General features: G+C 60.7%; 2 protein-coding genes. Both read right to left on the bottom strand.

The window, feature by feature from the left end:
• Positions 1–120 precede the first annotated feature (120 nt).
• Positions 121–14313 (bottom strand): carboxypeptidase regulatory-like domain-containing protein, encoded by a 14193-nt coding sequence (locus VEH04_13010; protein ID HYG23696.1) that lies wholly within the window; start codon positions 14311–14313, stop codon positions 121–123.
• Between the two features lie 73 nt (positions 14314–14386).
• Entirely contained in the window at positions 14387–26590 is a 12204-nt protein-coding gene (locus VEH04_13005; protein ID HYG23695.1) for an Ig-like domain-containing protein, read from the bottom strand.

Genomic DNA, 26590 nt, shown 5'->3' with positions numbered 1-26590 from the left:
AACCGCGCTGTCCGGCAAACCCGGCAGCGCGGTTAATCTTTAACGGTTCAAGGATAACGGCCTTGTAAGAGGCGCACCTCACTCGAGAAAACGCGATCACAACAGGCAACTCGCGAACTGTCACTGCAGCCGGGTCCGGAAGAACGCGCGGGAACCTGCTGGAACCTGCACACGTGCCTCGAATTGGCCCGGCGCCAGTTCAACGATCTCCGCGTTCGCGGTATTCCACTGTGTGAAATCCGTGCTGGCTTCGACTGCGAACTGCATGCCCGCCGGACCCGTCCATCGCAAACGAACTTCGACTTGAGGCGCAGTCACAATTCCAAAGCCGTTCGGCACCACCGCAGGCGCGCCCGGCTTCACCGCGGTCAGGGTCAGGATCGAAGGCAGCATCGCGCCGATCTTCACGGGTGCGTTGCCCGCGATGTTCGAGCCGTCGCCAAAATAGTTCCCCAGCACACGCACCTGGCCCGGGTTGTTGAGGAAGCTGCCGGGCTCCAGGGTCAGGTTGCCGTTGATGGTCAGCGTCACATCCGGCGCCGCGATCGTCAGGGTCCCTCCAATCCGGAGTGAACCCGGGAATGTGGTTGTCCGTGTGAACGTGATGGAGCCGCCCGGTTCGTTCGACAATTCAACCGCACCCTGCATCGCACCTGAATTGCTGAACGTAACCTGCAGCGTCCCGAAGTTGACGCCGGCCAGCCACTGGAACACTCCCGAACCAGAGAACACGACGCTGCCCCGTCCACTGAAGGCGGTGCCTGGAACCATCGCGTAACGGACGTTGCTGTTTCCAGTCATCGTAAGCATCGCGTTTGTCGTGACATTCCAGGAACCGGAGTTCGTGCCGCCGTGATCCATGTTGAATGACCCGCTTTCGATATTCACCGTGCCCGTATTATTAAAGAACACCGTGCGCACTTCGAAAACGTTCGTGCCGGTTTTCTTCCATGTGCCAACATTGTTGATGGCGTTGGTGGATCCCGTGTTCTGACGCAGGTCGCCACCCTCTGCGTTCACCACGCCCCGATTGTTCAGGACCCCGTTCTGGAACCAGATCCGTTCACTCCCAAGATTGAACGTTCCGCTGTTTTCCAGAACGCGGCTGATGTATTTCGTGCTTCCAGCGCGGACGTTAAGAACCGCATTGGAGGCAACGACAGTGCGGCCCGAGCCGCTCATGTTCCCGGCATCCCACACGAGTTCGTTTGTGAAGGTCACCACGCCCGACCCGCCGAACTCGCTCGCGTAAACCCACGCGGCACCGAACGTCTGCGGCGCATTGAAGAACACGGATGCGGAATTCGTGATCAACAGCACGCCCTGCGGTTGGATGGGTTCATGAACAGTCACAGTGCCGCCGCGGAAGCTGAGAGGACCCAGCGGCTCGAAAGCGCCAAGCAGGTTGTGCGTGCCGCCAGTGAACCGGATTTCTCCATCGCCACCGAGATATGAGCCTGCGTTGTGGGTCACGCTCGCGCTCAGGGTCGCAAGGACATTTGAACGGACCAGGATTGAACCCGAGTTCGTGCCCGTGCTGCTGATGTTCACGCTGCCCGACTGGACATCGACAATTCCAAGGTTGTTCAGTGTCAGCCCAAACGCCAGCGTGTTAGTGCCCGTCTTCGTGATCACGCCATGATTGTGCAGCGCGCTGGCGGCATTGTTCAGGGTAAAGGTCAATCCGTTCTGCACCTGCATTGCCGCACCTGGCAGGTTGTTCAATGTCCCTGCACTGCAATACAAGGTTGTGTTTTCCGGCACCAAGATGGTTCCCGAATTGTCGAGGCGCCGCTGCAGGTATTTCGCGTTCGCGGCTGTCACCATCAGCGTCACGCCCGCCGGCACGATCGTGCGGCCAGTGCCCGACATGAAGCCTCCCGCCCATACGAGGCTGTTCGTCAGCGTCACGTCGCCACTGCCTTCCAGCGATCCGGAGCTGGCCAGGATCATGTTGCGGATCACTTGGTTCGCGTTGATTCGCACGGTGCCGCCACCGATGTTGAGTGACATTGAACCCGGCATCGTATTGCGGATCGTCACCGTTCCGCCGTTGAACGCGGCCGTGTTCTGCGGCAGGAACGTCCCGAGGATATCATGCGTTCCGCTCGAGAATATGAAGTTGCCGGCGCCGCCAAGGAGGGAACCCGCCGCGTGGCCATGGTTCGAACTAAACGTGACGCTGGCGCCTTCAGCGACATCGATCGTGCCGCTGTTAATGCCATTGCCGCCGAACGTCGCAGTACCGCCGTTCACATGGATCGCGCCGCTGTTGTTTACAGGCAGGCTGCCAAACGAAAGCGCTCCCGAGCCGCCCTTGTTGATCGTGCCAAAATTCTCAACCAGGTTGACGCCGGAATTCCAAGTGAAGCTGCCGCTCTCCGGGATGTTGATGACCCCGTCGAAATCATTCCTAAGCGTGCCGTTTCCGAACAGCAGGTTCACGCCGTTCGTGAGCGTCATCTCACCCCGATTGATGAGGGTTCGATTGAGGAATCGATTGGAGCCTGCAGCGAGGCGCAGCCGGCTGTTCGGGGCCATGATCGTCTTGCCGGTCCCGCGCATCGTTCCCGATTGCCAAAGAAATTCACCCGTGAACGTCACGTCGCCGTTGCCGATGATCTCGCCGCCGTTGAATCGAAAATACCGTGCAAGCGGCGGACGCGGATTGTTGAAGACCAGCGAGCCCGCGTTCAGTTCAGTTGCGATATCAAAGGCGCCGTCGACGTGCAGTGTGTGATTACCGTTCAGCAACAGGCGGCCATCGCCGGTCACCGATGCGAGACTGTTCAGCACGTGCACGCCGCTTGCGAATTGCAGGGTCGAGTTGCTCGCCACCAGGAAAGCGCCCGAATTCGTTGCGCCCGAGTCCAAGCGCAGCGTACCCGTCAGAACTTCAACGATGCCATCATTGCGGAACGTCTGGTTGAACTCGGATGTTCCTGTGCCCGCCGTCTTGACGAATCGTCCAAGGTTCACAATGTAACCCTCAGTCGCCCATCCCCCGATCGCTGTCGATGTAGTGTCATCGTTCTCGACTTCAAATACCCCCACGTTCCTGAATTCGGCCGCGCCGCCAATGGTCCAGTTTCCTGTGCCTGACCACACGCCTTCTCCTACATTGATCAGCTTGCGCTGGATCAAGGACTTCGAGCTGTTGCCACTGATCGTGAGGAAGGCGCTGGCAGGAACCAGCGTCGTGCCTGTCCCGTCCATTGTGCCCGTGCTCCACTGCAAGTGGCTGGCAATGGTAACGTTGTCAGAGCCGCGCAGGTTCCCCGACAAAGCCAGGTTCGTGATGATGATGTCGTTTCCTGAACTGAACTCGAGCCGGCCCGACGTGGAGCTAACCATCGCGTGGCTGATCGGAGCAACGACGGCGCCCGGGCCGAACACGCCGATGCCGGAACTCGCGGTGACGGAACCCGTGACATTAAAGACGCCAAGGTTCGTCACACTGCCGTTTGCGAACACCACTGAACCTTCGCCCGAGACAATGGCCGAGGGTGTCAGTGCGTGCGCGCCTCCCGACCAGCGCAGAGTGGCGCCGTTCGTTAGATAGAATGCGCCGGTGCTGATGCCACCAAGCTGCGTGTCGAATGTGCCCGCTTCGACTGAGACAACGCCGTCATTGAAGAATGTGGCGTCGAGGAGAACGGAGCCGCTGCCGCCCGTCTTGCGAATGGTTCCACTGTTCTTGACTGTGGCGGCGGTTGCCCATCCGCCGACCGTGTTGAAGAACGTCGCATTGGTGTGGAATTCCAGGTACCCGGAATTCTCGAACACACCATTGTTTCCAACGTTCAAGCCTGAGGTCGCAAACCAGTCCGCTTCACCTTCGTTTCGGAAGGTGGATTGATAAATGCCCTTCGGCGAGCTGCCCGAGACTGTGAGCGTGGCATTCGTTAACACACGCATAACGCCGGTTCCGGAGATCGAGCCCTGGGTCCATGTCATTGCCTGCGACACCACAATGGTGTCCGAACCGCTGAGCGAATTTCCCACGGTCAGGCTGCCGATTTGAATCTCCGCGCCCGTGTTGAAGGCCAGGCCGGAGTTGTTGGCCGAGGTGATCGCCACGGCCTGCAACGGTGAGACATTCGCACCCGCGGCAAATGAGGCTGTGCCGCCATTCGCATCGAGACTGCCCGCGATGTCAAACGTGCCGTGAATGGTCACCGTTCCGCCGGCAAACACAGCCGAGCCGTTGCCCTGCACGCGCGCGGTCGATCCCAGCACATGGTTGCCGCCTGACCAGCGCATTTGCGTGCCCGGCGAAATATTGAATGTGCCGCCGCTCGTGCCCGCAATCCCTGCCTGGAACGCCCCGCTCTGAATCACGAGGGCGCCATGGTTGTTGAACGTGGTGCCAAGATGGAACGTTCCGATGCCCGCGCTCTTGCGGATTGTGCCCGTGTTGTTGACGTACGAACTCGTCGCCCAGCCGCCCACCGCGTTTCCAATCTCGGTGTCTGTCAGGATCTCAATGGTTCCTGAGTTGTTGATCGTGGCTTCACCCCCGATTGTGATTCCGGCAGCTGCCGCAAAGATAATCGTTCCCGCGTTTTGAACGGTTCGCGCCACCAACTGCTTCCAGTCAGACGTTGTGATCATCATCTGGCCGCCCGCCGCAATCGTTGTGATGCCGTTGTTATGCATCGAGCCGCCCAGCCAGTTGAACCGGCTGGCAATCGCGATCACACCGGGTCCGCCGAGGCCGCCGCCGCTCTCAAGCGAAACCACGCCGCTGCCCCGCACTTGAAGCGACCCATTCACCGTCAAGGTTCGTCCACTGATGCGGAACGTTTGCGTTCCGCTCTGCGCGCCGAACACCAGTTCGCCCACCGTGCTGTCATTATTCAACGTGACCGTGTAATCGCCATCGACGTCGATGATTCCCGGCTTTGACACGGACGGCAGGCCATCGGTCCAGCGGTTCGTGTCTGAGAAGAGGCCATTCACAGGAGCTTTCCAGCGCGTTACAGGGAACGACGGATTGTCGAGGACCGTCACTGTGATGTTCGTGAAGCCCGACTCCGCGTTCGTTCCCCCCAGGCCCGTCGCCTTGAGCGTCAACTGGTATGTCCCCGCGTCCGCAAGCAGCGGCTTCAACGCGACCGTCCCGGCGGCAAATCCGTTCGTCGCGCTGTTTGTGAATGTCACGCCGTTGATCGACGCGAAGATTGGCGCGCTATTCGAGCCGCCGAAGCTTACCGACACGAGCGGCGCGTTGGACGAACTGACCGTGAACAACACGTTCGTGAATTCACCCTCAGTGAGCGTGATGTTCGGCTCGATGTTGAAAACGATCCCCGTCGTCGCAAACAATGGCAGCGGGTCGACACCGTCCCACAATCCATCCTCGTCCGAGTCAGGATTCAACGGATTGGTTCCGCCAACGATTTCCGCGCCATCCGTCAGTCCGTCATTGTCGCTGTCAGGCCGCGCGGGATCGGTGCCCAACCCGCGTTCCTGCCCGTTTGTCAGCCCGTCACTGTCGAAGTCATTTGCATCCGCGTCCGCAATGAACGCGTTCATGCCGCGATCGGACTCGAACCCATTCAGCCAGCCGTCGCCATCGTCATCGGCCTCACGCGGTCGAATCTCCAGTGCGACGGGCTCCTGGTTCCAACTGCGCGCGAAGGATGCCACGTTCGCTATTCGCACGCTGAATTCCATGGGACCGTGATGGGTTGGAACGGTCAGCTGAACAGCCACATTGGTTGCGTTCTGGTTCACATTGACTGCCGCCTGGGCGTTCGTGCCAAAGCGGAAACCCCAGTACGTCGCAGCCATGCCACGTTCATATCGGACATGAGCCACGGCGCGCTGGCCGGCCACCAGCTTCGTGCCGTTCGTGGGCCATTGTTCAAGAATCCCCGCGGTTCGGAATACAGAGCGCCAGCCTTCTGCTGGGACAGGCAGGCCATTGGCATCCCGGAGCGCATTGGTCGTAGTGTCCGTCACGCCTGCAAACAGCACGTTCGTAAAGTACGCCCCCGGTCGCAACGCCGCCGCAGGTTCGATCTGCAGCTGTGATGAGTTCACGTCGACGACGTACGGAATGGCGTCCCCAAAGTTATTGGTGATTGTCAGCACATTCGTGCCGGGAACCTGGAGGCGAACGGTTTCGCTGAAATTCCATTCGGGCTGCACCCAGAGCGATACCGCAGGGGCGCCGTTGGTTGGGTCAATGCTCGTCAAACGCGGCGCAGTGACGTCAGGCACCTTGAAGATAACGACGTGCGACACAACGTTGCTCGAGTCGTCCGTTGCCCAGAACTGCGCCTGAATCGAGCCGCCGTTCTGCAGAACGTTTGTCAGCCCGAGCTGCAGCGTGTTCGTCTGCAGCGCGTTCGCCACAATTGCGATGTTCGTCTCGAACGCCATGCTGACAAGACTGCTGAGTTGAACCTTGATTCGCAGGTTGCTGCTGTTGTCTCGAAGACCCAGCACAAAACTGAGCGGCTGCGTGGGATCCACGACTTGCCCGGAAATCGGGCTTAAGATGCTGAATGCCGGCGTCGTCGCGTCATGCAGTGTGTAATCCAGCATGACCTCCTCCGACTTGGCGCCCGATGAATCGGTCGCCTGCGCATGGAACTGAAGCGGTGCGCCCGCGAGATTGGTTGCGGGCACGGTGAAGGTCAAATTTGTCAGCGCGCCGCTGCCGAACTGGCGAACGGTCTGAATCGCACCCACACCAACCAGCGTCACATTCGTCACAGCGTTGTCGTCGCTCGCGCTCAGCGCAAATTTGAATTCCTTGCTCGTTCCGACAAGACCGTTCGTCGGATCGATGCGCACAAGGGTGACCGTGGGTGCAAGGTTCGGAACGACTTCCACTTCGAGCTGGCGGATTTCTCCGTCATTTCCGAAGGCGTCCGTTGCAATCGCTTGAAGACGGATGAGGCCATTGGTTGGCAGCTCGACACTGCCGATGTAGGGGGCGGTCGCCGCGAACGAAATGGGTTCGAGTTCCTTGAAGAAACGAACGGTGACTCCCGATTCTGGCTCGGCCAGCACGGCTTCGATTGGAACCGTGGCGCCTGCAACTGGCGAGCCGTTCAACTTCAACGTCGCAATCGCCGGCCCATGAGTGTCGAGCGTTGCGAACGTGGCGGTGAGTGGCTCGGCGGCAAAGCGGTTGCCGGCAAGGTCAATGAGATTGCTGATCACCAGGCTGTAGGTGCGGTTTGGCAACAGCGGCGCCGCGGGCGCAAACGCAAGGATCTTGCCGTCAGCGCTGAGATTGGCGGTGCCCGGAATATTACCGTTCACGTCGCTCAACGAGAAATGGATGTCCGAACTCCGCAGCGGTTCGTTGAACGTCACCCGCAACGCAGCGAGCGGTTCAACCTGAACCATTCCGTTTGTCGGGAACATGGAAACCAGCAACGGCGGATCGTCGTCCCGCGTGGTGAACGAACTCACAAAAAGCGACGGCGTGTAACGGCCCACGAGGTCGGTCGGCCCCGTGGCTATCAACATGCCGAGCGCATCGCGGCGTTCCCCGCTGATGATTGCCAGTTCATACGTGGTCATGCTGCGAAGCGGCTGGTTTGGCATCAGCCGGATCACGCGAGGCTCGCCATCTTGAGAATGCGCAACGAGTGTCACGGTCGCGCGGACAATGTTGGTGGGGCCGCGGAGGTAAATGCCGTTCGTGTTGCCATTCACGCTCTCCGCAAGGAGGGCTTCGTTGAAGGTGATGTCCACTGCAGTGTTGATGGGGACACCGGCCGCCGTGGCCACAGGGTTGAGGTTCGTCACGATCGGATAATCCTCATCCAGCCACAGGGTGCCCATGTCGGCGATCTGGCCGTTGGTGGCGAGCAGCCCGCCTTCATGAATCAAACCGTTGAAGCGAAGCGAGCTCGCATCGATGGTGAAGCTGCCCATCGGAACGTTGGTGAACCCAAACCTTCCGTCGAAATCCGTCGCGACGACGGACACACCCGCCGCGCTGCTCAACGTATTGAACTTCAGTACGACCAGGTTGGTGGGAACGGCTGTGGCTCCATCGGCGCGCACAATTCTGCCAATCACGATGCCGCTCGGCGCGAGCGTCAGACGGCTGTCGTTTGTGGTGTTGTGGGCTGTGATGATGCCGTTGGTGCTGGCCGAAAGAGACTGGCTTTCGGCCACGATTCGAAACTGGCCGACGGGAATGTTTGGAATGACAAATTTGCCTTCTGCGTCGGCGACAAGATTGCCGCGCTTCTGGTTTTGAAACGGCGCGCTTAAGAACTCTACACGCAAGAGCGCGAACGGCACGGGCACCAGACCGCTGCTGTTAAACACCTGGCCTGTTGCAGTGCCAACGCCGTTCAGGCGAACCGTGATTGAGTTGCTTGGGACCGAGGCAGTCAGCGTGATGTTTGAGATGCCGGCGTTGAACGTCTCCGCCGGGTTCAATGCGGAAGCCCGCACGGTCACTCCGCCGATTTTCAAATTGTCAAAGAATGCTTCGCCATTGGGATCGACGTCCTTCACGCCTCCGCCGAAAGCCGAGGCGATGACCTGGACATTTGAAGCTGGCGTCACGCCGTCGGGGCGGACGACCCGCACGAGCAACTGGCCCGTCGGCTCCTTCGCCGGGAGGGTGAGATTCACGGTCAGCGTCGGCGCCGAGTCCGGCAATGTGACGACCTGGTGAACGCCGCGGCTTGGATTCTGCACCTGGGCGGACAAGCTGTAACTTCCGGGCGTGAGGCCGGGGAAGGAGAAGCCGCCGTCCTGACCGGTGGTGACGCTGCGTTGAAGCGAAAGGCCATCGCGCGGCTGCAAACGGACTTCGGTTCCAACAACGGGCTGCGCCGTACCGGCTTCGAAAATCTGGCCGCGGATCTCGCCCAGCGGTTGTTCCGTGAGGTTCACCACCGCGAGCTGATCCACGAAGCTCAGCGTGACCGAACTTGCCGCCGAGCGGCCCGTGACTGGATCCGTTGCCACAACGCGATACGTGCCGAGTGGAACACCCGTGGCGGCGAAAGCGCCCGTTGCGTCGGTGGGCACGTTGGCGACATTGCCAATCGCAATGCGCGCGCTCACAATCGGCGATCCATCCGCCAGGTGGCGGAACGTTCCACGAACGGTTGCGGTGCCGCCGAGCGTCAGGGTCGCGCTCGTCAATTGCCCGTTGGTCACCGACATGCCAATCCGTTTTTCCAGGGTCGTGCTGCCCGTCGTGTAACGCACGAGCAACGAGTACCAGCCCGGAATGAGGCTTCCCGTTTCGTATGTGCCGTTAGTCCCGGTCTGGCCGTCGCGGTTCTCGCGGAAGATTCCGCCGGAGAGGCTCACAAAAGCGCCTGATGCGGGCTGCCCGTTTGCCTGGACCACTGTCAACTTGAGGTCGCCCAATCCGAGCAAGGGAACTTCCACGAAATTCGTACGGCCTGGCGCGACCTGCGCTGAAACACGGCCCTGATAGCCCGTAAGTGGATCGACAGCTGTCACCGTGTAGCCGCCCGCAGGAATCTGCATCTGGTTGTCGAAGAAACCGTTCGTATCGGTCGTGTTCACGATGCCGGGACCGAAGGACGTCGTCACTTCAACGCCGGCGCCCGCAACGGTGCCATCGGGATAAATCACGCGCCCTGTAAGCCGCCCGTGTGTTTCACCACGCGGCGGAAACTTCATCACGAGGTTCGTCACGCTCAGGTCCTGGTCGGTCGTGCGGCCGCTCGTTGACAGCACAACGGTGTAGAAGGGCGATGCCACTTGAATTCCCCAGTCGCCCACCATCAGACGATTCTGGAAAAGAAACTCGCCGGTTGCAGCGTCGCTGTCCCGATCCCCAACAATCGTCATCCCCGGTGCGCCGTTCTCAAGCCGTCCAATGCCAGTCAATCGCACGCGCGCGCCAATCGGAACGGACTGGTCGTTCAACACAATCCCGCCAACTGAACCGACCGGAAAGTAGCGCACATCAGCCGCCGCCGTGTCGCCATCTGCCAGCACGGTTGTTTTCGTGTAGCCCCACGATCCAGGATTCACGTTCGTGGTGGCGGGAGTGACACCCGCATACAACGCGAACGCCTCGCCAACCGCAGCCATGATTTCGTCTTCAGAAGCTGTATCCAGATTTTCAAGCAGCTCGTCGATCGGCTTCTTCACTGGCGGCGCGGGGGCGCTGACCGTGTAGGTGCCGGGCGGGATGTTGATGAACTTGAAAAAGCCGTTGTCGTTGACCTTCGTCCAAAGGAATCCCTTCTCCTGTGGAATGGCGACGTTGATGCCGCTGATCGGAGTGCCCTGGGCATCGCGAACCTGCCCCGCAATGACGCCCGCTGGCCGAAGCCGGACGAGAACGAAGTTCGTCACACCAGGCAGCACCTCCAGTGTGGAGCTGCCGAGACGCGGGAAATTCTGTGGCGCGAGATGGCCCTCGAGACCGGCGCTGATTTTTCGGATGCCGATGGGAACACCTGTGAGCGTAAATAAACCATTGGCATCGGTTCGCACCAATGTAGTGCCGCCCGCAACCAGCGCCTGCGCGACGGGCTGGCCTGAACTGTTCTCCACACGGCCCATGACGACCGCCGTGCCCTGCAGCGCAACACTGACGTAGTTCGCTCCACCCGCGACGAGGTCCACCCCCGCGCGTTCTCCCTTCCGGCGGCCATCCTCGGAAATCGCGAACACCTGATAGCGGCCCAGCGGGATGTCGCTCAGCTGCCAAAAGCCTTCGGCGTCGCTCGTGGTGATGCCCACCACGCCGTCAGCGCCCCGGATGAACACCTGCGCGTTCTGATGCGGCGTCACGTTGTCGGCTTCGTTCACAACGCCGCGAACCGTCGTGCGAACCACTTGTTCAACCGTGGGCGCCGTCAATTGAATCACGAGGTCCGCTGTTTCGCCAACCTGCGTCAGGATTCCGGCCACCGTGCGAAACTGTCCGAGGCCCGTCTTGACTTGAACCGTGAACGGTCCGAGAGGCACGCCGTTGAATTGGAAGCGCCCGTTGCTGTCGGCAAAAATGCCGCGTCCCAATTCCCGCGAGTTTCCGTCGGGGAACAGGTTGACCGCCGCCTGCGCCGCCGGGGTTGCACCGTCTGCCGCAATGACGCGGCCGGAGACCGTTCCGCGTCCGCGGAATCTGAGGGCCACCGCAATCTCCTGTCCCTGCATGCCTTCGCGATATTCAATGCGATCGCTCCAGATGGCGCGATCAAGGCTCTCTGCCAGTGCGACAGCCTGCGTGATATTTGTGGCGCCCAGCGTCGCGACGATATGCGCGTGCGCGGCCTGGAGCAGCAGGCGGTCGCGATCGAAGTAATTTCCGCGATACGACTGCAGGATGAGTTCAATGGCTTCCTGGCTCAGCCCGCCCATGTCAGTCGCGGAAATCGTGTAAGGAACGCCTGCGAGGATGAAGTCGAAAGTGAATCGCCCCGTCTCATCCGTGAACACCTGCGAGATGCTCGACACGTCCTGATCACAACGATCGAACGGATCCTTGTAGAGATCGTTCATCGTCAACGTCACGGGCACATTGGCCGCAGGGCTGCCGTCCGCGCGCAGGACGATGCCGTTCACCGCCACGCCCTCTGTGATGAGATTGCTGATGGGCAGGGAATTGCTGACCATCAAATTGCCGCGCGGATCTGCGACGCCATTCACGGTCATGATGCGCGGACGCACTCCGCCTGTTCCCTGTTTCAGATTCAACAGCGCGACGCGGCCGCCCGGCTGAATGCGCACGGCCTGCGCGGCGTTGCCGTTATCGAGCGTGTAGGCGGACGGCATGTTGACGTTGGTCTGCGTCATCGGCTTGGAGAACAACACACCCAGCACAGTCCCGTAATTCCATGCAGCCGCGCCATGACAGCTCGGCTTCGGGCGAACCGATTCAATCTCCGGCAACTGCCGAACCATGAGCAGCTGGGGCGGCAACTCGCTGATCGGAGTGACTGTTCCTGCGATCACCTGGTTCACCGAGCCATTGCACTCTGGATCGAGCTTCAGCTCGTGTGACGTGTCTCCAACGTTGTAGCGCAGACAACTGCCGACGGGCGGGTTGTCAACCGTCCACCGAATCTGCTCGCCCGTGCCATCAGCCCGCAGCCGCACCACGGCCAGATCAGCCTGCGGCGTTGTTCGATTGATTTCCCAACGCACGACACCATTGGTCGGCTTGAGAACAAGCCAGCTTCCGTTCGTCCCTGAATAACCGCCGGATTGCGGAAGACCCGGGCGGCCGAGATTCACCACGTCATCGTCCCTGCGAAAACGCGGCGCTGCGGAATCAGTATTCGCCGATGCAAAAAACCATGCTTCACCACGCCCCGCGAAATCGCGGGCGCGTTCCACGAGCAACGCGGTGGCGTTCATCGGGTTGTTGGTTTGAATTGCATGGAACACGGCATCGCGCCATTGCTGGCCGGCTTCGGTGCCTGTGATGATTTGGTCAAAGCCCTCGTTGAACACGCGTCCGCCCTGCCAATCCAATGCGACATCCGGCAGCACGCGGGTGAGCGATTCGCCGTAAGCGACGCGTTGACCGGCTTCAGCCAGTTCCAGCACGCGCGTCTGAATCGTGGACCACGAAATGCGCTTCACGCCCGGCGGCAACAGCGGCGCCGTGTAAACACTGAGCGCCTGGCCAAGAACCCGATTGGCGGCGTAGAAGACTTCGCCGGGAAGCTGGTCCACATAATCGGGATAGCCGATGCTGTCGGGTGAAAGCTCCACACCGCGTTCGTCCACGCCCATCGTCAGGCGAAAACGTCCCGTGACACTGTCATCGCCCGTCGTGAGATTCGAAAAACGGATCTGTCCCGTGCGCTCGGCGCGGAGCTGGTAGCGGGCCGTGACAGATTCACCCGGCTTGATGTTGCCGAGTTCCACGCGTTCAGGTGACAGCAACGTGGCGCCACTGACACTTCCCTTGGGCAGCGCAACGCTGACAAGGTTGGCTTCGACCTGTGACGTGTTCAGCACGGTCACGAATGCTTCGTAAGGTTCGCCCGTCCGCACGGTGCGCGGATGCGTGAACGTCAGCGAGAATTTGGGATTCCGCACGAGAACTGAGCCTGCGGCCGCGCCCTTGATCTTAACGAGGCCCGACGCGAGGCCGTCGAGTTCGCCCGTGAGTTCCAGATTCATCACGTGCAAGCCTTCGCGCAAACCTTCAACAAGAAACTCCGCCTGTCCCGATTGTTTCGGATAAAGGCGCAGGATGTCGTCGGCCGTTCCCACAACGCCATCGGCGCCAGGGCGCACGATTGCCTGCGCAGGTTGAATGATCTTGTTCGGGCCGACTCGCGCGAAACGCAAAGGATCGTCGCCTGGCGTTGCGTAATCTTCAGCCGGAATCTGATCCGCGCCCGGCGGCAGCACGAGCTTGGCCTGGAGGTTGAGCACGCTCAGGCCGGAGTTCTGCGGCGCGGCGTTCTCCGTGAAAATCTGGACGCTGAAAAACTGGTTGAGATAACCAATGTTGCCCGGAATCACCATCAATGCCGGAATGGGTGGAATGTCGAGTCGCAGCCGCGGCGAGCTGGGCTCCGCGAGTTCGAAGTTGCAACCCTTCACGACCAGGTTCAAACCGGCGGTCTCCAGTTCGGGCGGCAGCGCGACGTTCTCGCGGCTCGTGAGTTGATCGTTGATGCGCTGAGCCTCAACGAGGCGGCGCTCCAATTCCGCGGCAGGAATCACTTCGGTGCTGCCCTTGAAGTCAGGCGTCACGACCGGGAACTTGATCGGATACGTCTGGCCGTCGAGGACAAACCCGACTTCAAATTCGACGGCGCGGAAGTTTGCTTCGTCAATTGCAATTCCCTTGTCCTGGATTTCCTGCAGCGTCAGCGGACGCGATGTCACTGTGGACACGAGCAGCTCCGCGAAGACGTTTACAGGAACGCTGGAAGGAATGCCTTCCATGCGAACCGCGCCCGTGGTGGCGTCGACGAGCCGGATGTTGTCCAACTGATACTCGCCGACGAGATTCAGCACGGGCAGTTGCAACGCCTGATTCAACTGGCCGACAAGACGGCGCGCAGGGAAGGACGGCCCTCGCAGCGTCGCTTCGACATAGGCGCCCTGCGTGATGCTGTTGTCAGGAGTTTTGGCCGAGCCATCGGCATTGACGAGTTCAACCATCACTGAACCCGCGACGCCCTTCGGGACCGCCACCGCAGCGGGCGACACCCGGAGGTAATTGCCAACGATGCGGTAATCGAGGGACGTGAGCGGCTCAGCGGCGTGAACGGACAGGATGCTGACAAGCGCGAATACAAGTGCAGCGGAAAACTGCATCGCCGCATGCGCCAGGATGAATTGCCACGTTCGCTTCTGAATGCTCATGGAATGGCTCGAGTGTGTCATTTCCGGTTTGCGCGACAATGGGACCAAAGGAGTACTGAATGCGCAGTTCATGTTATTTCGCGTGAAAGAACCGCCGCATCTTGCTGGTGTCGATGCTCTGCGTCACAGGATCGAAGAACATGCTTTGCTGGGCATCGACCCAGTCCTTGCGGAAGCTGCTCCAGCTCTGGCCAGGCCAGCCCGTGGATCCCGGGAAGCTCAGCGCATGCGTCCCCGCCGCGTCGAGTTTGTTCCGCAGCATGCCGCCCATGCGCACCACGTCGCGATGGGTCATCCAATGCGGCGTGTCGAAGGCGGTGAGATTGCCTTTTGAGTCGGCGCGGATCGTGAAGCTTTCGCCTGGATGCCCGACTTCCCGCATGTATTGGCCGTTCACCTTGCCCTTCTTGTCGTACATCTGCGCCATGCTCAGGTGCGAACCATGCTGGAACGGCGGGTTTGCCGGCATTCCCGTCGCTGCGCGGCTGCGCTGATTCCACATCTTGGTGTAATTACGGTTCGCCGTTTGCGTGAACTTCTGGATTTCCTTCAGCGTCGCGGGGCGGCCCTTCACTTCAACATGCAGGATATCCGCGTCCGACACGTAAGTGACGCCATCGCGCGTGATCGTGGAATCAGCGCCTGTCTTGTCCTTGATATGAATCGGCTTTTGTGGAAGGCCCTGCTTCACGCCGAGCTGACGCGCAAAGCGCTTGTCCCCGAAACTGCGAATGCTCAGGCGCGTGATGCCGTGCTTCTTCATCGCTGGGATGATCGCGTCGATTTCAATCTGCGTAAGCCCCGACTTGATCAGATGCTCCCGCACCGCTGACGGGATCTGCGGTGAACTGCGGAACTGGTTCACCAATCCCGCGGCGCGGCGCGTGAGTCCGATTGAACCGTTGATGCCCAATTGCATGACGCCGAACGCTGCACTCGCCGTCTGAACGTCGTTGATGATGAGTTCCGCTCCGCGCATGGCATCGAGCGCGCCCTGTGATCCCGGGTTGCCCGAGTGCAGGAGATCCCAGCCTTTCGCGGCGCCCGTTCCAAGGTTGAGAACGGTTGCCACGAAACCATTGGATTCCGCTGGCCCGCTTTCCTGCGTCGATTCCTTCCCGGCTTCATCGCCGTTGTCCATGCCTTCCGGCGTCGCGTGTCCCGTCGGGTCGCGCAAGCTCACGGGGTTGTTTGCAAAACCTGCGTATTGGTTCACGCCATCGACGTAGCCGCTCGGGTCGCGCGAGAGGAACATGCCTGTTGCGGGGTCATAGAAGCGCGCGCGGCAATAAACCAGGCCGCTGTCGTAATCGAACACCTGCCCGTGGAACAGGAATGGCGAATTCACCGAACTGCGCGCGAGCATCGCAGCCGCCGTGCTTCCTGCAGGCGCTCCCGTGAAGATCACTCCTGGAACCAGGTTCAGGTTCAGGCTGACAGCGAGGTTGGTATTGTTTGCTTCATCCTGAATCGTTCCGGCATTCAACGTGAACTGGATGGCACCAGTGATCGCCTGTGCAGGCACGAAGCGGAAGGCGCTGCCAAACGAGCGGCCTGCAAGGTTCTCTTCGAAAACCACGGTTCCAGCGACGGCATTGCCGCCTGAACGCACTTCAAAGATGCCGCTGGCGCTGACGAGGGACGTCACAAGGTTGGTCATGGAATCGTTGCCATTGAAACCGGGGAGGACGGCTTCAGTGAATTCCACCAGCAGCGAATTGGTCTCGAACAGAATGCGCGAAATCTGAGGCGCCGCATTATCGGCCGCCTCGATCGCCGGCTGGCCCCACGCGTCATAGATCACGCGTTCAACGAGGTTGCCCGCCGCATCTGTGACGCCGAGAACAGAGCGCACCACGTCACTCAGGAAATAATGGCGGACAAGGTTCGTTCCACTCAACGCGATGTCGCCCGCGATCAATTCATCGCCTTCGTCACCGTAGAAATACCGGCCAGTGACAGCGCCATCGTTCAGAAGGTCGCGCTCCTCGATCAGGTTGCCGCCATCATAAATGAACGCCACGTCGGATGGTACACAACGCGACGCGGACCCGCTGACCTTGCGGCGAATGCGCAAGCCTGACGGACCGAATTCGTTGTCGATCACCACGCCGTCATCGCGGCTGATCTTCACCAGCTGGTTCAACGCATTGAACGTATTCGTCGCAGTGACCTCGACGGGTTGCGTGCTGCCCGGGATCCGCACCCACAGACGCGTCGTTGTGATGTTGCCCGCCTCATCGCGCCCTCGAGCGAAGCCGTCAATCGTTGGCACAAACAGCATCGAATCCGGCACTCCAAACGACGCCGCCATCGGAGGAAGCGTCAATCCGTCAGGGTTCAACGTGCTGATGCCCTGAAGCACGTCGGTCGTGTTGTAGCTCATCTCACGGGCGTACTCGCCGGCTGCCCAGGAACCCGTCACGCCTGAAGGAACCGAAAAGCCCGGAATGGTGCGATTTGCATTGGCCCCCGACAACGCCGGGCGAACCCCGATGTCAGCGCGCCTGACGCGATAGCCTTCGTCATAGGCGAAGAAATCCGCGCGGCCGCCGCGATGCATGAACTGCCGCGCCAGTTGCGCGCCATTGGGATCATATGCGTAGCGGACATCGGCCAGCGTGCGGCCCGCTGCGTCTACATAGCGCCGTGCAACAACGCGTTTTAAAGAATCGAACTCGTTGATCTGCAGCACCCGGCCCGCGCCCAACTCGCGTTTTTTCACCAGGGTGTCGCCGAGAAACTCAGTTTCGCGAATGATGGGTTCCCCGCTGTCAGGCGTGAGTGCCGTCAATCGGCCGACGTTGTCGCGAACGTTGTTAAGCCGGATCGCATTCTGCGGATAGACCACGTTCGATCGGAAGCCGCCGGCGTTCGCCATCTGCGTCACCACCGCATCCATGCTCGCCGGTCCGCTGCCTGGAACTGCAAACGTGTAGTGATGCGCGAACGATTTCTTGTAGCCCATCTTGTCGAACGTGAACTCCACCGAACCGGACGGATCGCTGACGCGCTTGAGGCGCTGCAATCCGTCATAGACGTAGCTTTCATTGCGGGCAGGACCAGCGCCGGTGATCACGCGGTTCGTCATCAATCCTTCCGCGTTGTAGCGCGCCTGGATCTGGATGCCGCGCGGCAGGGTCATGGTTTGTGGCGCATTCAGGGCATCGAAATCGCCAAACGTGCTTTGCGCGTTGCTCGGCAGAATGACTTTGGTCACGCGCCCCATCGCGTCGTACTCCGTCTTTTGCTTGTTCTCCGCCGTATCGCTCACGCCGCTCACAAGCCGTTGCAACGAGTAATCAAACTTCGTCACGACATCGTTCGGATCCGTCGATACCGCCTGCTCGCCGAGGATCGTGAACGTCTGCAGGGTTTTGATGCCGGCGCGATCCTCGATTTCCTTCACGCGCCCATCCATGCCCACGTCGAACTTCGTCGTCCTGCCTGCGTTGTCTGTGCTCAAGACGAGCTGATCGCGATCGTTGTAGGCAAACTCCTCGGTATAGATGCGGCCGCCCTCCGTCACCTTGCGGGTTTTAACATTGCCATTTGCGTCATAGGTTTTTTCAACCGTGCGCGTGGGGCTCTCTTCCTTCCAGACGCGGCCGATTTCGTCGTAATACGTCGTCAGCGTTGCGCCCAGAGAATCGGTGAAGATGCGGCGGCGATTCGCAGGATCGTAGGCGTAACTGGCCGTGGAGGTTCCGTCATCCCGCAGTTTGGTTTCGAACTCTGGGCGATCCAGGTCATCGAATTGCGCGGTGCTCTGCGCGAGCAATGTGCCCGTGCGATCGTATGCCGCCTTGCCGATCAGGTTGTTGTTCTCGTCGTAGCTCAGCACGTTCGTCGTGCCGCTGGGCGTGATGATCTGCACCAGCCGATCGTGCCCATCATAAACGCGGGTCTCAGTGGCCCCGCCTATCTCGATCGAAGTCTGGTTGCCGTTCCCGTCGTAGCGATACACCTCGCGATACGTCCCGCCGATCACGTAGTTCGTCAGCTGGCCGACATGGTTGTACTGCAGTTCGTGAACTTCGCCGCCAGGGAAAACCGCGCGCTTCACGCGCCGCATTTGGTCGGGTTCAAACGTGGTCACGAGATCCGTCGGGACGCCGTCCACTTCCACGTTCTTCAGTGTCTTGCCCGTCATGAATCCGACCTGGTCGTAGGTCCGCGTCTCGATTAAGGTCTTGCCTGTGTCCACGGTGCTGCGGACTTCCACGACGTTGCCGCTTTCGTCATAGGCGTAACTCGTCTCCTGCCCCGCGCGCGTGGCGCGGACAAGCTGGTTGCGTTCGTCGTAAATGAACTGCGTAACGATGTCGCGCGGATCGGTCACGGAGGACGGCAGGCCGCGCAGGGTGAAGTCGCTGCGAACACCCGTCGCGGGAGCAAACCCGTAGCGGGTCTCCAAGGTCCCAATCTTCATTGCCTGCAGGAACCCGTCCTCGCGGAACACCCATTCCCGTGTGATGCCATCGATGGCGACGTGCTTCACGATCTGGCCAAAGTCGTTGGCCGTGAATGTTTCGACCTGGCCGGCCTTGGTGACGCGCTCCGTGTCACGCCGATCAAGCCGCAGCGTGATCGCCGCCTCAATGCCGCGAAAATCCGTTTTGATGCCGGAAGGCAGGTTGTACCAATAGTCGTATTCCGCGGTGGCCGTAAGCACGGGCCCGCCGCGCGGGCCCGGCGTCTTCGTCACCTGGCGCACGTTCGCGCGGGCGCGCAGTGCGGGATGATTGGTGTCATAGATGTATTCAATCCGATTTCCCTCAGGATGCGTGACCGATTTGATCAGGCCGTTCGGATAGTATTCGGTCAGCGTTTTCTGCGGTGCATCTCCTGCCGCGCCTGCGAGTTGCACTTCCGTGGGGCGTCCAAACTTGTCGAACTTGTAGCTCGTTGTGGAAGCATCGGGATTCGTGACTTTCGCGTTCGCAATGCCTGATGTCAGCGCGCGTGCGCTGTTCGTCTGACCCAGCTCGAGCTTCACTTCGCCCGTCGCGACTCGCACCTTGCTCACGGTGTCGCGTCCCTTGAGCCCCAGTTCCGTCGCAGCGACGAGCGGTGTGCCGCGATTGTCGCCGCCAATGATTCCCGTCAGCGTCTTGCCTGAACGTCCCGGCTCGCTTGAATCGCTGTATGTGTAGCGCGTGACGGGGCGCCCTGTGAATCCTCCCCCAGCCGTTGTTTCCACGAGCGGACCTTCGCGCCGATCCAGCAAGCCGTCCTCACTGTAGTAGAACAGCACGTCGCGCTTCGAGTAGTCGAGCAGCCTGCAGATCTTGCCTGCGATCGCGGGGCGCAGCGTGGTTTCGTCAATGCCCGGGCGCCGCAGCGGATCCGTCGGGAGCCGCCACCATCCGATTTCAAGCGGACGCCGCAGTTCGTCATGAATGCGGGTCAGTTCCCCGCGCACATTGTAAACGAGCTCGAGCGAATTCTTGTCGTAACGATCGTAGATCTTCGTGAGGCGTCCCGCTGAATTGTACCAATACTGGGTGCCGTCCGGCTCAAGGCGCGCATAACGCCCGTCCTTGAACTTGAACATCAGGTTGAAGGCGCCAGGCGGCGGCAGATAATAGCGCGCAACCTTGTTCGTCCACCCGAGCACTTCGGTCACAAGCGGATCGCCAGCGACTTCAGGCGGCGCATTCGTTCCGGCGAATTTCCAAGCGATCACGCGCCCCGCCCCAGTGTAAAACAACAGGTCCTGGGACACCGCGACTTCGTGGTTGGTATCGCCGTCGCGAATCACGAGCGGCACCTTGGAATCGGGCGCCAACCCGCGGCTCGAGAGCTCGACCACGCGCTGGTTGTAGTTGAAATCCCAACCCCGTCCAAACGGCCCATCGTAGACGCCTTGCCCGCCAATGAAGCGGCGGAATTCAATCGGCAGCCGCCGTCCAGGCAACGCCATGTCGGTGGTTTCATTGCGCAACTCGCCACTGTGCGCAGCGATGGATCCCAACGCATCGGTCAGCGTGACCGCGCCAATCAGCGGGCCGGGGTTCGGCGACTGGATGTAATCCGCGGGATACGCGTAAGCCAGCACTTCAACGCCCGGGTAATGCACATTGTCCTCGGCGCTGATCTTGCCCACGAACCTGCCCAGCACGGGATTGTCCTTCAGCGATGGATCAATGCTCGCGCGCAGATAGGCGCCGCTCCACAGAATGTCGCGATCGATCTCGTCCTGCAGCGTCGCAATCTCCGCCTTGGACATCTCCTCGCTCACGAGCGCGAACGGACGTGAGAGATAGACGTTGTAGAACGGACTGGCAGGATTGCTGGAAAGCCGCCACGCCTTGCTCGCGCGAACAGGCGCTTCATCGGCCAGTGGCGTCTGCTCCAGCTGCGTCAACGCCAGCGTGCTGAATGCATTCACTGGCGGGAACAGGAATCCCTGCTTGCGCAATGGTTGCCCCGCCCAGTTCAAGCTCTCCAGCGCGAGGTCGATTGTCTCGCCGGCGGAACCGGGAGCGTGCACGACCACGTAATAATGCGTGACGCCCAACGCGGGGGACAGAGTGGAAGGCACCACGCCTGGTTCACCTCGATAACGGGAAAGCCAGAGGTCGGCTGCCGGCGCAAAGCCCGCCAGCACGGATTGCAGATTCGGATGATTGACGAGGTCCGCGGGTGCAAAGGGCGTGTTCGTGGGCGCGCTGACAAACTGCAATGTTGGCGAGCCCAGCAGAAGACGATTGTTGGATTCGTCGCTGATGATGTTCAACCCCGCCAGCGTGCCATCAAAGGTGCGAACGCCATTTCCTGCGCCCGGCAGCACTCCCACAACCGCGGGATGAACGCCGTCCTGCCCGATGGGCGAACGGAACCACGCGGGATCGATGATCAAGATGTCCTTCTCCGTCGCGAGAAGGAGCATTCCGTCTTCGCGGCGAATCGCCGAATAAATTGAAGTCCCGTTCTCCGCCGGAATCGGAATCTCCGCAAACAGGGTCGGATCGATCGGCAACGTTACGTCCAGCACAACCAGCCGATTTGTCTGTTGATGTTCAAAGCCAGAGTCAACACGCACTGAGATCAGCGCCAGCCGCGCGAGGCGGAGTTGCTGGTTGTCGATCACAGGAAAATCAGACATCAGCAGCACCCGCCGCGGGCGGGCGTTCGTGAATGTATACGACGCCAGTTCGCCTTCCGGAAACGTTCCCGCGCTGTAGAGGGTGCGGTACTGGGGCGGCATGATTTCAACCGTCGGACTGCCGTTCGTGCCGAAACGATGTCCCGGATCCGTGACGACGCCAAGGAACTGACCGTTGTCCGCGAGTGCGAAATCGTTGATCCACGAGTCGCTGTCATTCAGCGTGAAGCTGAAGATCTTGCCAGCGAAGTTCACAGGTTCGCTCGCTGGCAGTGGCAGTTGATCGCCCGCATCCACGTAGTCGCCGTCGCCGTTCGCGTCCAGGCCTGCAAAGCCTCCTTCGGGCATTCTCAGATATTCCGCCGAACTCATGTTCTCAAACAAAATCAGCGTTTGCAGGTCGATGACGCCGACCGAATTGACGGAGCCGCTTTCGAGATAGCCGAGATAGGGAGCGGACCATTGCACGCGCGAAACCACCGCTTCAGGATTGAGCGAGAGGGCAACGCCCGCTTCCCACTGCGGGTTCAGCGGATCGCTGATGTCGATGACGCGCAGGTACTGGCTGCGTCCAAAGCCCGTGTAGCCGCCCACCACCGCCAGCAAGTCCTTCGTGACGACAGGGCCGTTTGTTGTGCGCACGAATGAGTAATTCGGGATGAGGACGAGGTCGCGGGGATACCCGCCGCCCAGCAGGAACTGCGCGGCGCGGCGCGGCGCTGCAGGATTCGAAAGATCGTAGATGGCGACTGCGCCGCTCGGCTGCGCTGCCCGGTCGAGCACATACGCATAGATCCCGCGAACGACCGCGCCACCACCGGAATTGAGATTCGGCAGCGTGCCCGTCAGCATTTCCGCAGTGGTGAAAGTCAGGACAAAGCTGTTGTTGCCGTCGACCGTGGGATCCTGGTCGAGGCGATTTCCTGACAGATCGCGCACGCCTGAGTTGACGGTCAACGTGTACTCCTTGCCGGGCTGAATTCCCGGGAAGTTAAGCGTGAGTTCCATCTGGTCGTCGCTCAGCCGCGGAGTTGCCCGCAAGTTTCCGGGCATGAGGCTGATGACGGTGGGATCGATCAGAATCGATCGATCGATCGGCTCGTCAAAGCGCAGCACGATGGATTGGCCGGGCGCCACGCCCACGCCGCCGCGGGATGGGATCGACGATATCACAAACGGACCCGTGACGTCATTGGGATCAGGTGCGGGAATGGTGTTGGTCGAGATCGGTTCGCTGCCGCCAAAGAAGATCGGGTACGCGCTGGTGACTTCGTTTCCGGAGTCATCGGTGGCGCGCGCCTGTACGAGCACCCGCGCAGCGAGCGGAGCGGAGACCAGCCACGTCTCGCGCCGCGTGAACGCGCCCAGGTCTTCGCTCACATCGAGGCCCAACTCAATTTCACTGACGGGAATGTTCGTTCCAAACCCAAGCGCAACGGCCTCTGCGATGGAAATCGAAAGTGCAGGACGCGACGCGTTGTCGGTCGCGATAATTTTCACGACAGCATTGCTGCCGGGATCAGGCCGTTCGGGCGAATGCGAAAACAGCAGCGTGGGCGAGCTCAGGTCGAGCGCATCGCGGGTCGGGAACACGATGTCCACCGGCTTGAAGAAGTTGCCGAGTGAAAATCGTTCTGCCTGGGACATGGCTGGAACAAACGCGATCGGCGCGGCGCCAGGGAAACGCGGGTGCGACGCCGTGACAACAGCCGGCGCCGCTTCAGTCACCACAACCATCATTGCGTAACTCGAGTTGGTTCCACCCGCGGCCGCCATGACGGTTCCCGGACGCAAGCGTCCAGGAATTCCCTGCGGCTGGCCGGGCGGCACTGCGCTCACCACAGCGCCCTGCAGGTTTTTTTCCGTTCCTGGAATCGGTTTCCCGTAGTTATCCAACTGCGCGGAATAAACGCGCCCTGCAATCGTCATCTGATGCCCGACGCTCATGAAGAGGGGCACGGTGAGCAGGTCGATGTTCAGCGCGGGCAGCAAGCCGTAGAACGGCGGCGAATGCGTCACCAGCCGCCCGTTCTCGAACTGCATGCGGTCGATGATTTCGTAAATCGTATTGGTGATGCCGTTGACGACATCCTCCCTCGGGATTGCCAGGCAGAACGTGGCATTCGTCGGATGCTCGCCTTCAGGCAAACCCAATTCCGCAACGTTGATTGGAATGGAGACGTCCATCGACTGGTTTAAGGCATCGCCGCTCAGCCGCACCACGAGCCCGCCCAAAGGCTTCGGCGAACCGGGCGGGACATTCGTCACAAACGCCGGGAGAGCCGCGGTGTCCAGTGCCGCAATCTTGAACTTCGTGCGGCCGGGAACGGAGCCTGGCTCCACCAGGACCTGAACCGTGCCTTGCGCATTGGTTGCCTCGATGGTTCCGCCGCCGTTGAACAGGCCCACGCTGCCGTCGCGGTAAATCTGCCGGCTCACAGGAATCACATCACGCGACCCGTTGCCGTTGACGAACACCGCACTCAACAAATCTTCTTCATCAGCCGGAATGGCGTTGTCGAAGCTGCCATCCGACTTCGCAAGCACCGTGCTGGTGTAGCCCGTGGTCTCATTTACAAGCACAACAGGGGCATTCGGTTCAGCGATGCCCAGTGTGCCTCGAATCCGCATCACGCCGTTCGTCGGCTCATGGCTGATGACTTGCGCCGCCAGGTCGCGCTGGGTGGAATCGCTGGTTGTCTTGAAGGTGAAGGCAGTTGGGCCCGAGACCTTCAGGCCGGTCAGATCCGCAAGGTTTGTAGAGATGACGATTGTGTGAACCGTTAACGCGGCAAGTGGATCGATGGGCAACAAATTCGCGACAGTGCCTTTGAGATTAAAAGAGAGGGACGCTGGAACGACCTGGTTGCTCGCGCCCAAGAGCTGAATGCCGTAGGGAAGAACGCTGCCGGGATTGATGGGTTCGCTGAACGTGATGGAAACTGGCGTCACCAGCGAAACCGAACTGGCGTTGTTCGTCGGAAATACGGAGATCACGATCGGAGGTTGCGCGGCGGCGCCGATGTCAATCTGAACCCCGGTTTGCCAGTCATTCAACATGACGTCGGCGAGCGTTGAGTCGCCAGTGTTCACATCGGTGATGGCAACCTGGACCGCGCCCGTGGCCGAGAGCAGCTTGTACTGGCCGTCCAAACCCGAGAAGGTCGTCCACGGCGGAATGCGGATCACAGCGCCCGCGAGCGGCTGGTTCTGCGAATCCCGCGCGACACCGGCAATCACCCCTTGCGGTGCACCGACGCGAATCAGGAGGTATTGCCCGGAACCAGTAAGGCCCGGCAGCCGCACGCCGGAAGCGGGTTCGACGCTCGTCAGTTTACCGGCCGAATCGCTGGTGAAGCGTTCGACGGGTTCCAATCCGTAAACGCCCCCGCGCGAGAGGACGCGCGCCAGAACGAAGAATTTGTTGGTCGTCTGGCTGGCAAACTGGACCGCAAGGCGCCGCCCCTGCGGCAACTTTCCAGCGTTCATCTCGAACGCAACAACAATGTTGCTGGAGAGCGAACTGAAGTTGGTTGGATTCAGCAGCTGCAACTGCATGGCGTATTGCGAATTCAGGTTGCTGACACCCGAAAGGATGCGAACCGGGCCGATTGCAACCTGCCCGCCCTTTTCGTCCAGGATCGTTCCCGTGAAATTTCCAGGCGCAAAAACATCCACATGCACGTTCGCCTGCGAAAGTTCATCGCTGCCGAACAACAACAGCGGACGCAGCGGGAATGTGGCCGTAAGCGTCGAAAGGCTTGAATCTGCGGGGCGTTGATACGCCACGATGTGGCTCTCGTATGCAGGCGTTATGCGTGATGAATGGTCAGCCAGGATGTAATGTTCCGAAACCTCCGTGCGCAGCACCAGGCCGCTGGGCAGCGGGCCGTTCCAGTTCGTGAACACCACTTCCCCGCGGGCGGTCACGAGTTCCGGGACGCGGCTGGCCGGGCTCAGGGATGGGGTCACCGTGCCCAGCGCGGCAACCGTTTGAAAGTTGGTGAAGCTGGACGCAATGCCGGCCAGGGGTGCTCCCGGGACAGCGGCGGGCGGCGCGAAGATTCCGGTGTCGCCAACCACAAGCGAGTATGCCCCGGTTCCGGGCAGGACAAATTCAAGCGCATTAGTTCCCAGCCCGGTCCGCAGCTGGACCACATCCCATGCCGCGGTTGCTTCGTTCCAGCGCACGAGCGCCGCAGTTTCGGAAAATGCAACGCGGTCATTCGGCACAATCGACGCAGCGCCGGCCGATTGCAGGGCCGGTGTCGATTCGAGCCAGAATGCGCAGAGCGGACTCCACCCGAGCGGCAGCAAAGCCGGCAGCGTCTGTCCGTCCAGCATCGTGATGGTTCCCCATCCGTGACCAACGATCGATCCCGGTCCGAACCGAATGGCGACGACCCCGTTGCTGAACGCGCCGCCGGAAATCGGAGTGATCGCAAAGTGATTCGTGGAACGGGGCGTCAGGCGCGGCGCCGTCAATGAAGAAACCCCATTGGTGTTCAACGTCAGCGAACGCCAGACAGGCAGGTATCCTGATTTTGAAAACTTCCAAAGATGCGCGCCCGTGCGGCCGCCAAGGGTCACAGTTCCAGTGACGTCATCCGTGATATTGGTTTTCGAACCTGAAGGGCCCGCTTCCTCGACGATGACATCCGGGAGCGGCTGGCCTGCTTCATTCAGCGAACGCGCGAACGTGATCGCCGCTGCTGGCACAGCCGCCTGCGAATAGACGCGTGTGGTGAGACCGGGCGTTCCGCTGCCCGAACGCAACGTCAAGGTGCGCGACGCGGTCGACTGCCCGCTTTGAAGCAAACCGGCGCCGAGCGAACTGCCCAGATCGAAATACGGCTTCCCACCATCGAGCCCGTCGGGATTCACCAGGCCAGCTGTCCCTGTCCAGGATTCAACGTAAAGAACCAGCGGCGCAGTCAGCGGCGCGCCACCCGTGTTGCGAACGCTCACCTCGACGTTCCAGACGTTCGAGCTGCGGATGAAGCGCATCGATGAATAATTCACCTGCACTTGCGGCGTGATTTCTTGAAGGGCGATCGGCACCCCGCCGACGGTGAGGGTTTTGTCCTGCGCGCAGAGTTCAGTCGCGACGGCGAACAGCGTCACAGTGCGCAGCAACGCACGGAGGAAAGTTCCGGGAATGGTCAT

The organism is Verrucomicrobiia bacterium, from assembly GCA_035629175.1.
Taxonomy (GTDB): Bacteria; Verrucomicrobiota; Verrucomicrobiia; order Limisphaerales; family DASXHY01; genus DASXHY01.
Note: the sequence above shows the minus strand (reverse complement) of the source record. Positions and strands in the feature narration are given on the sequence as shown.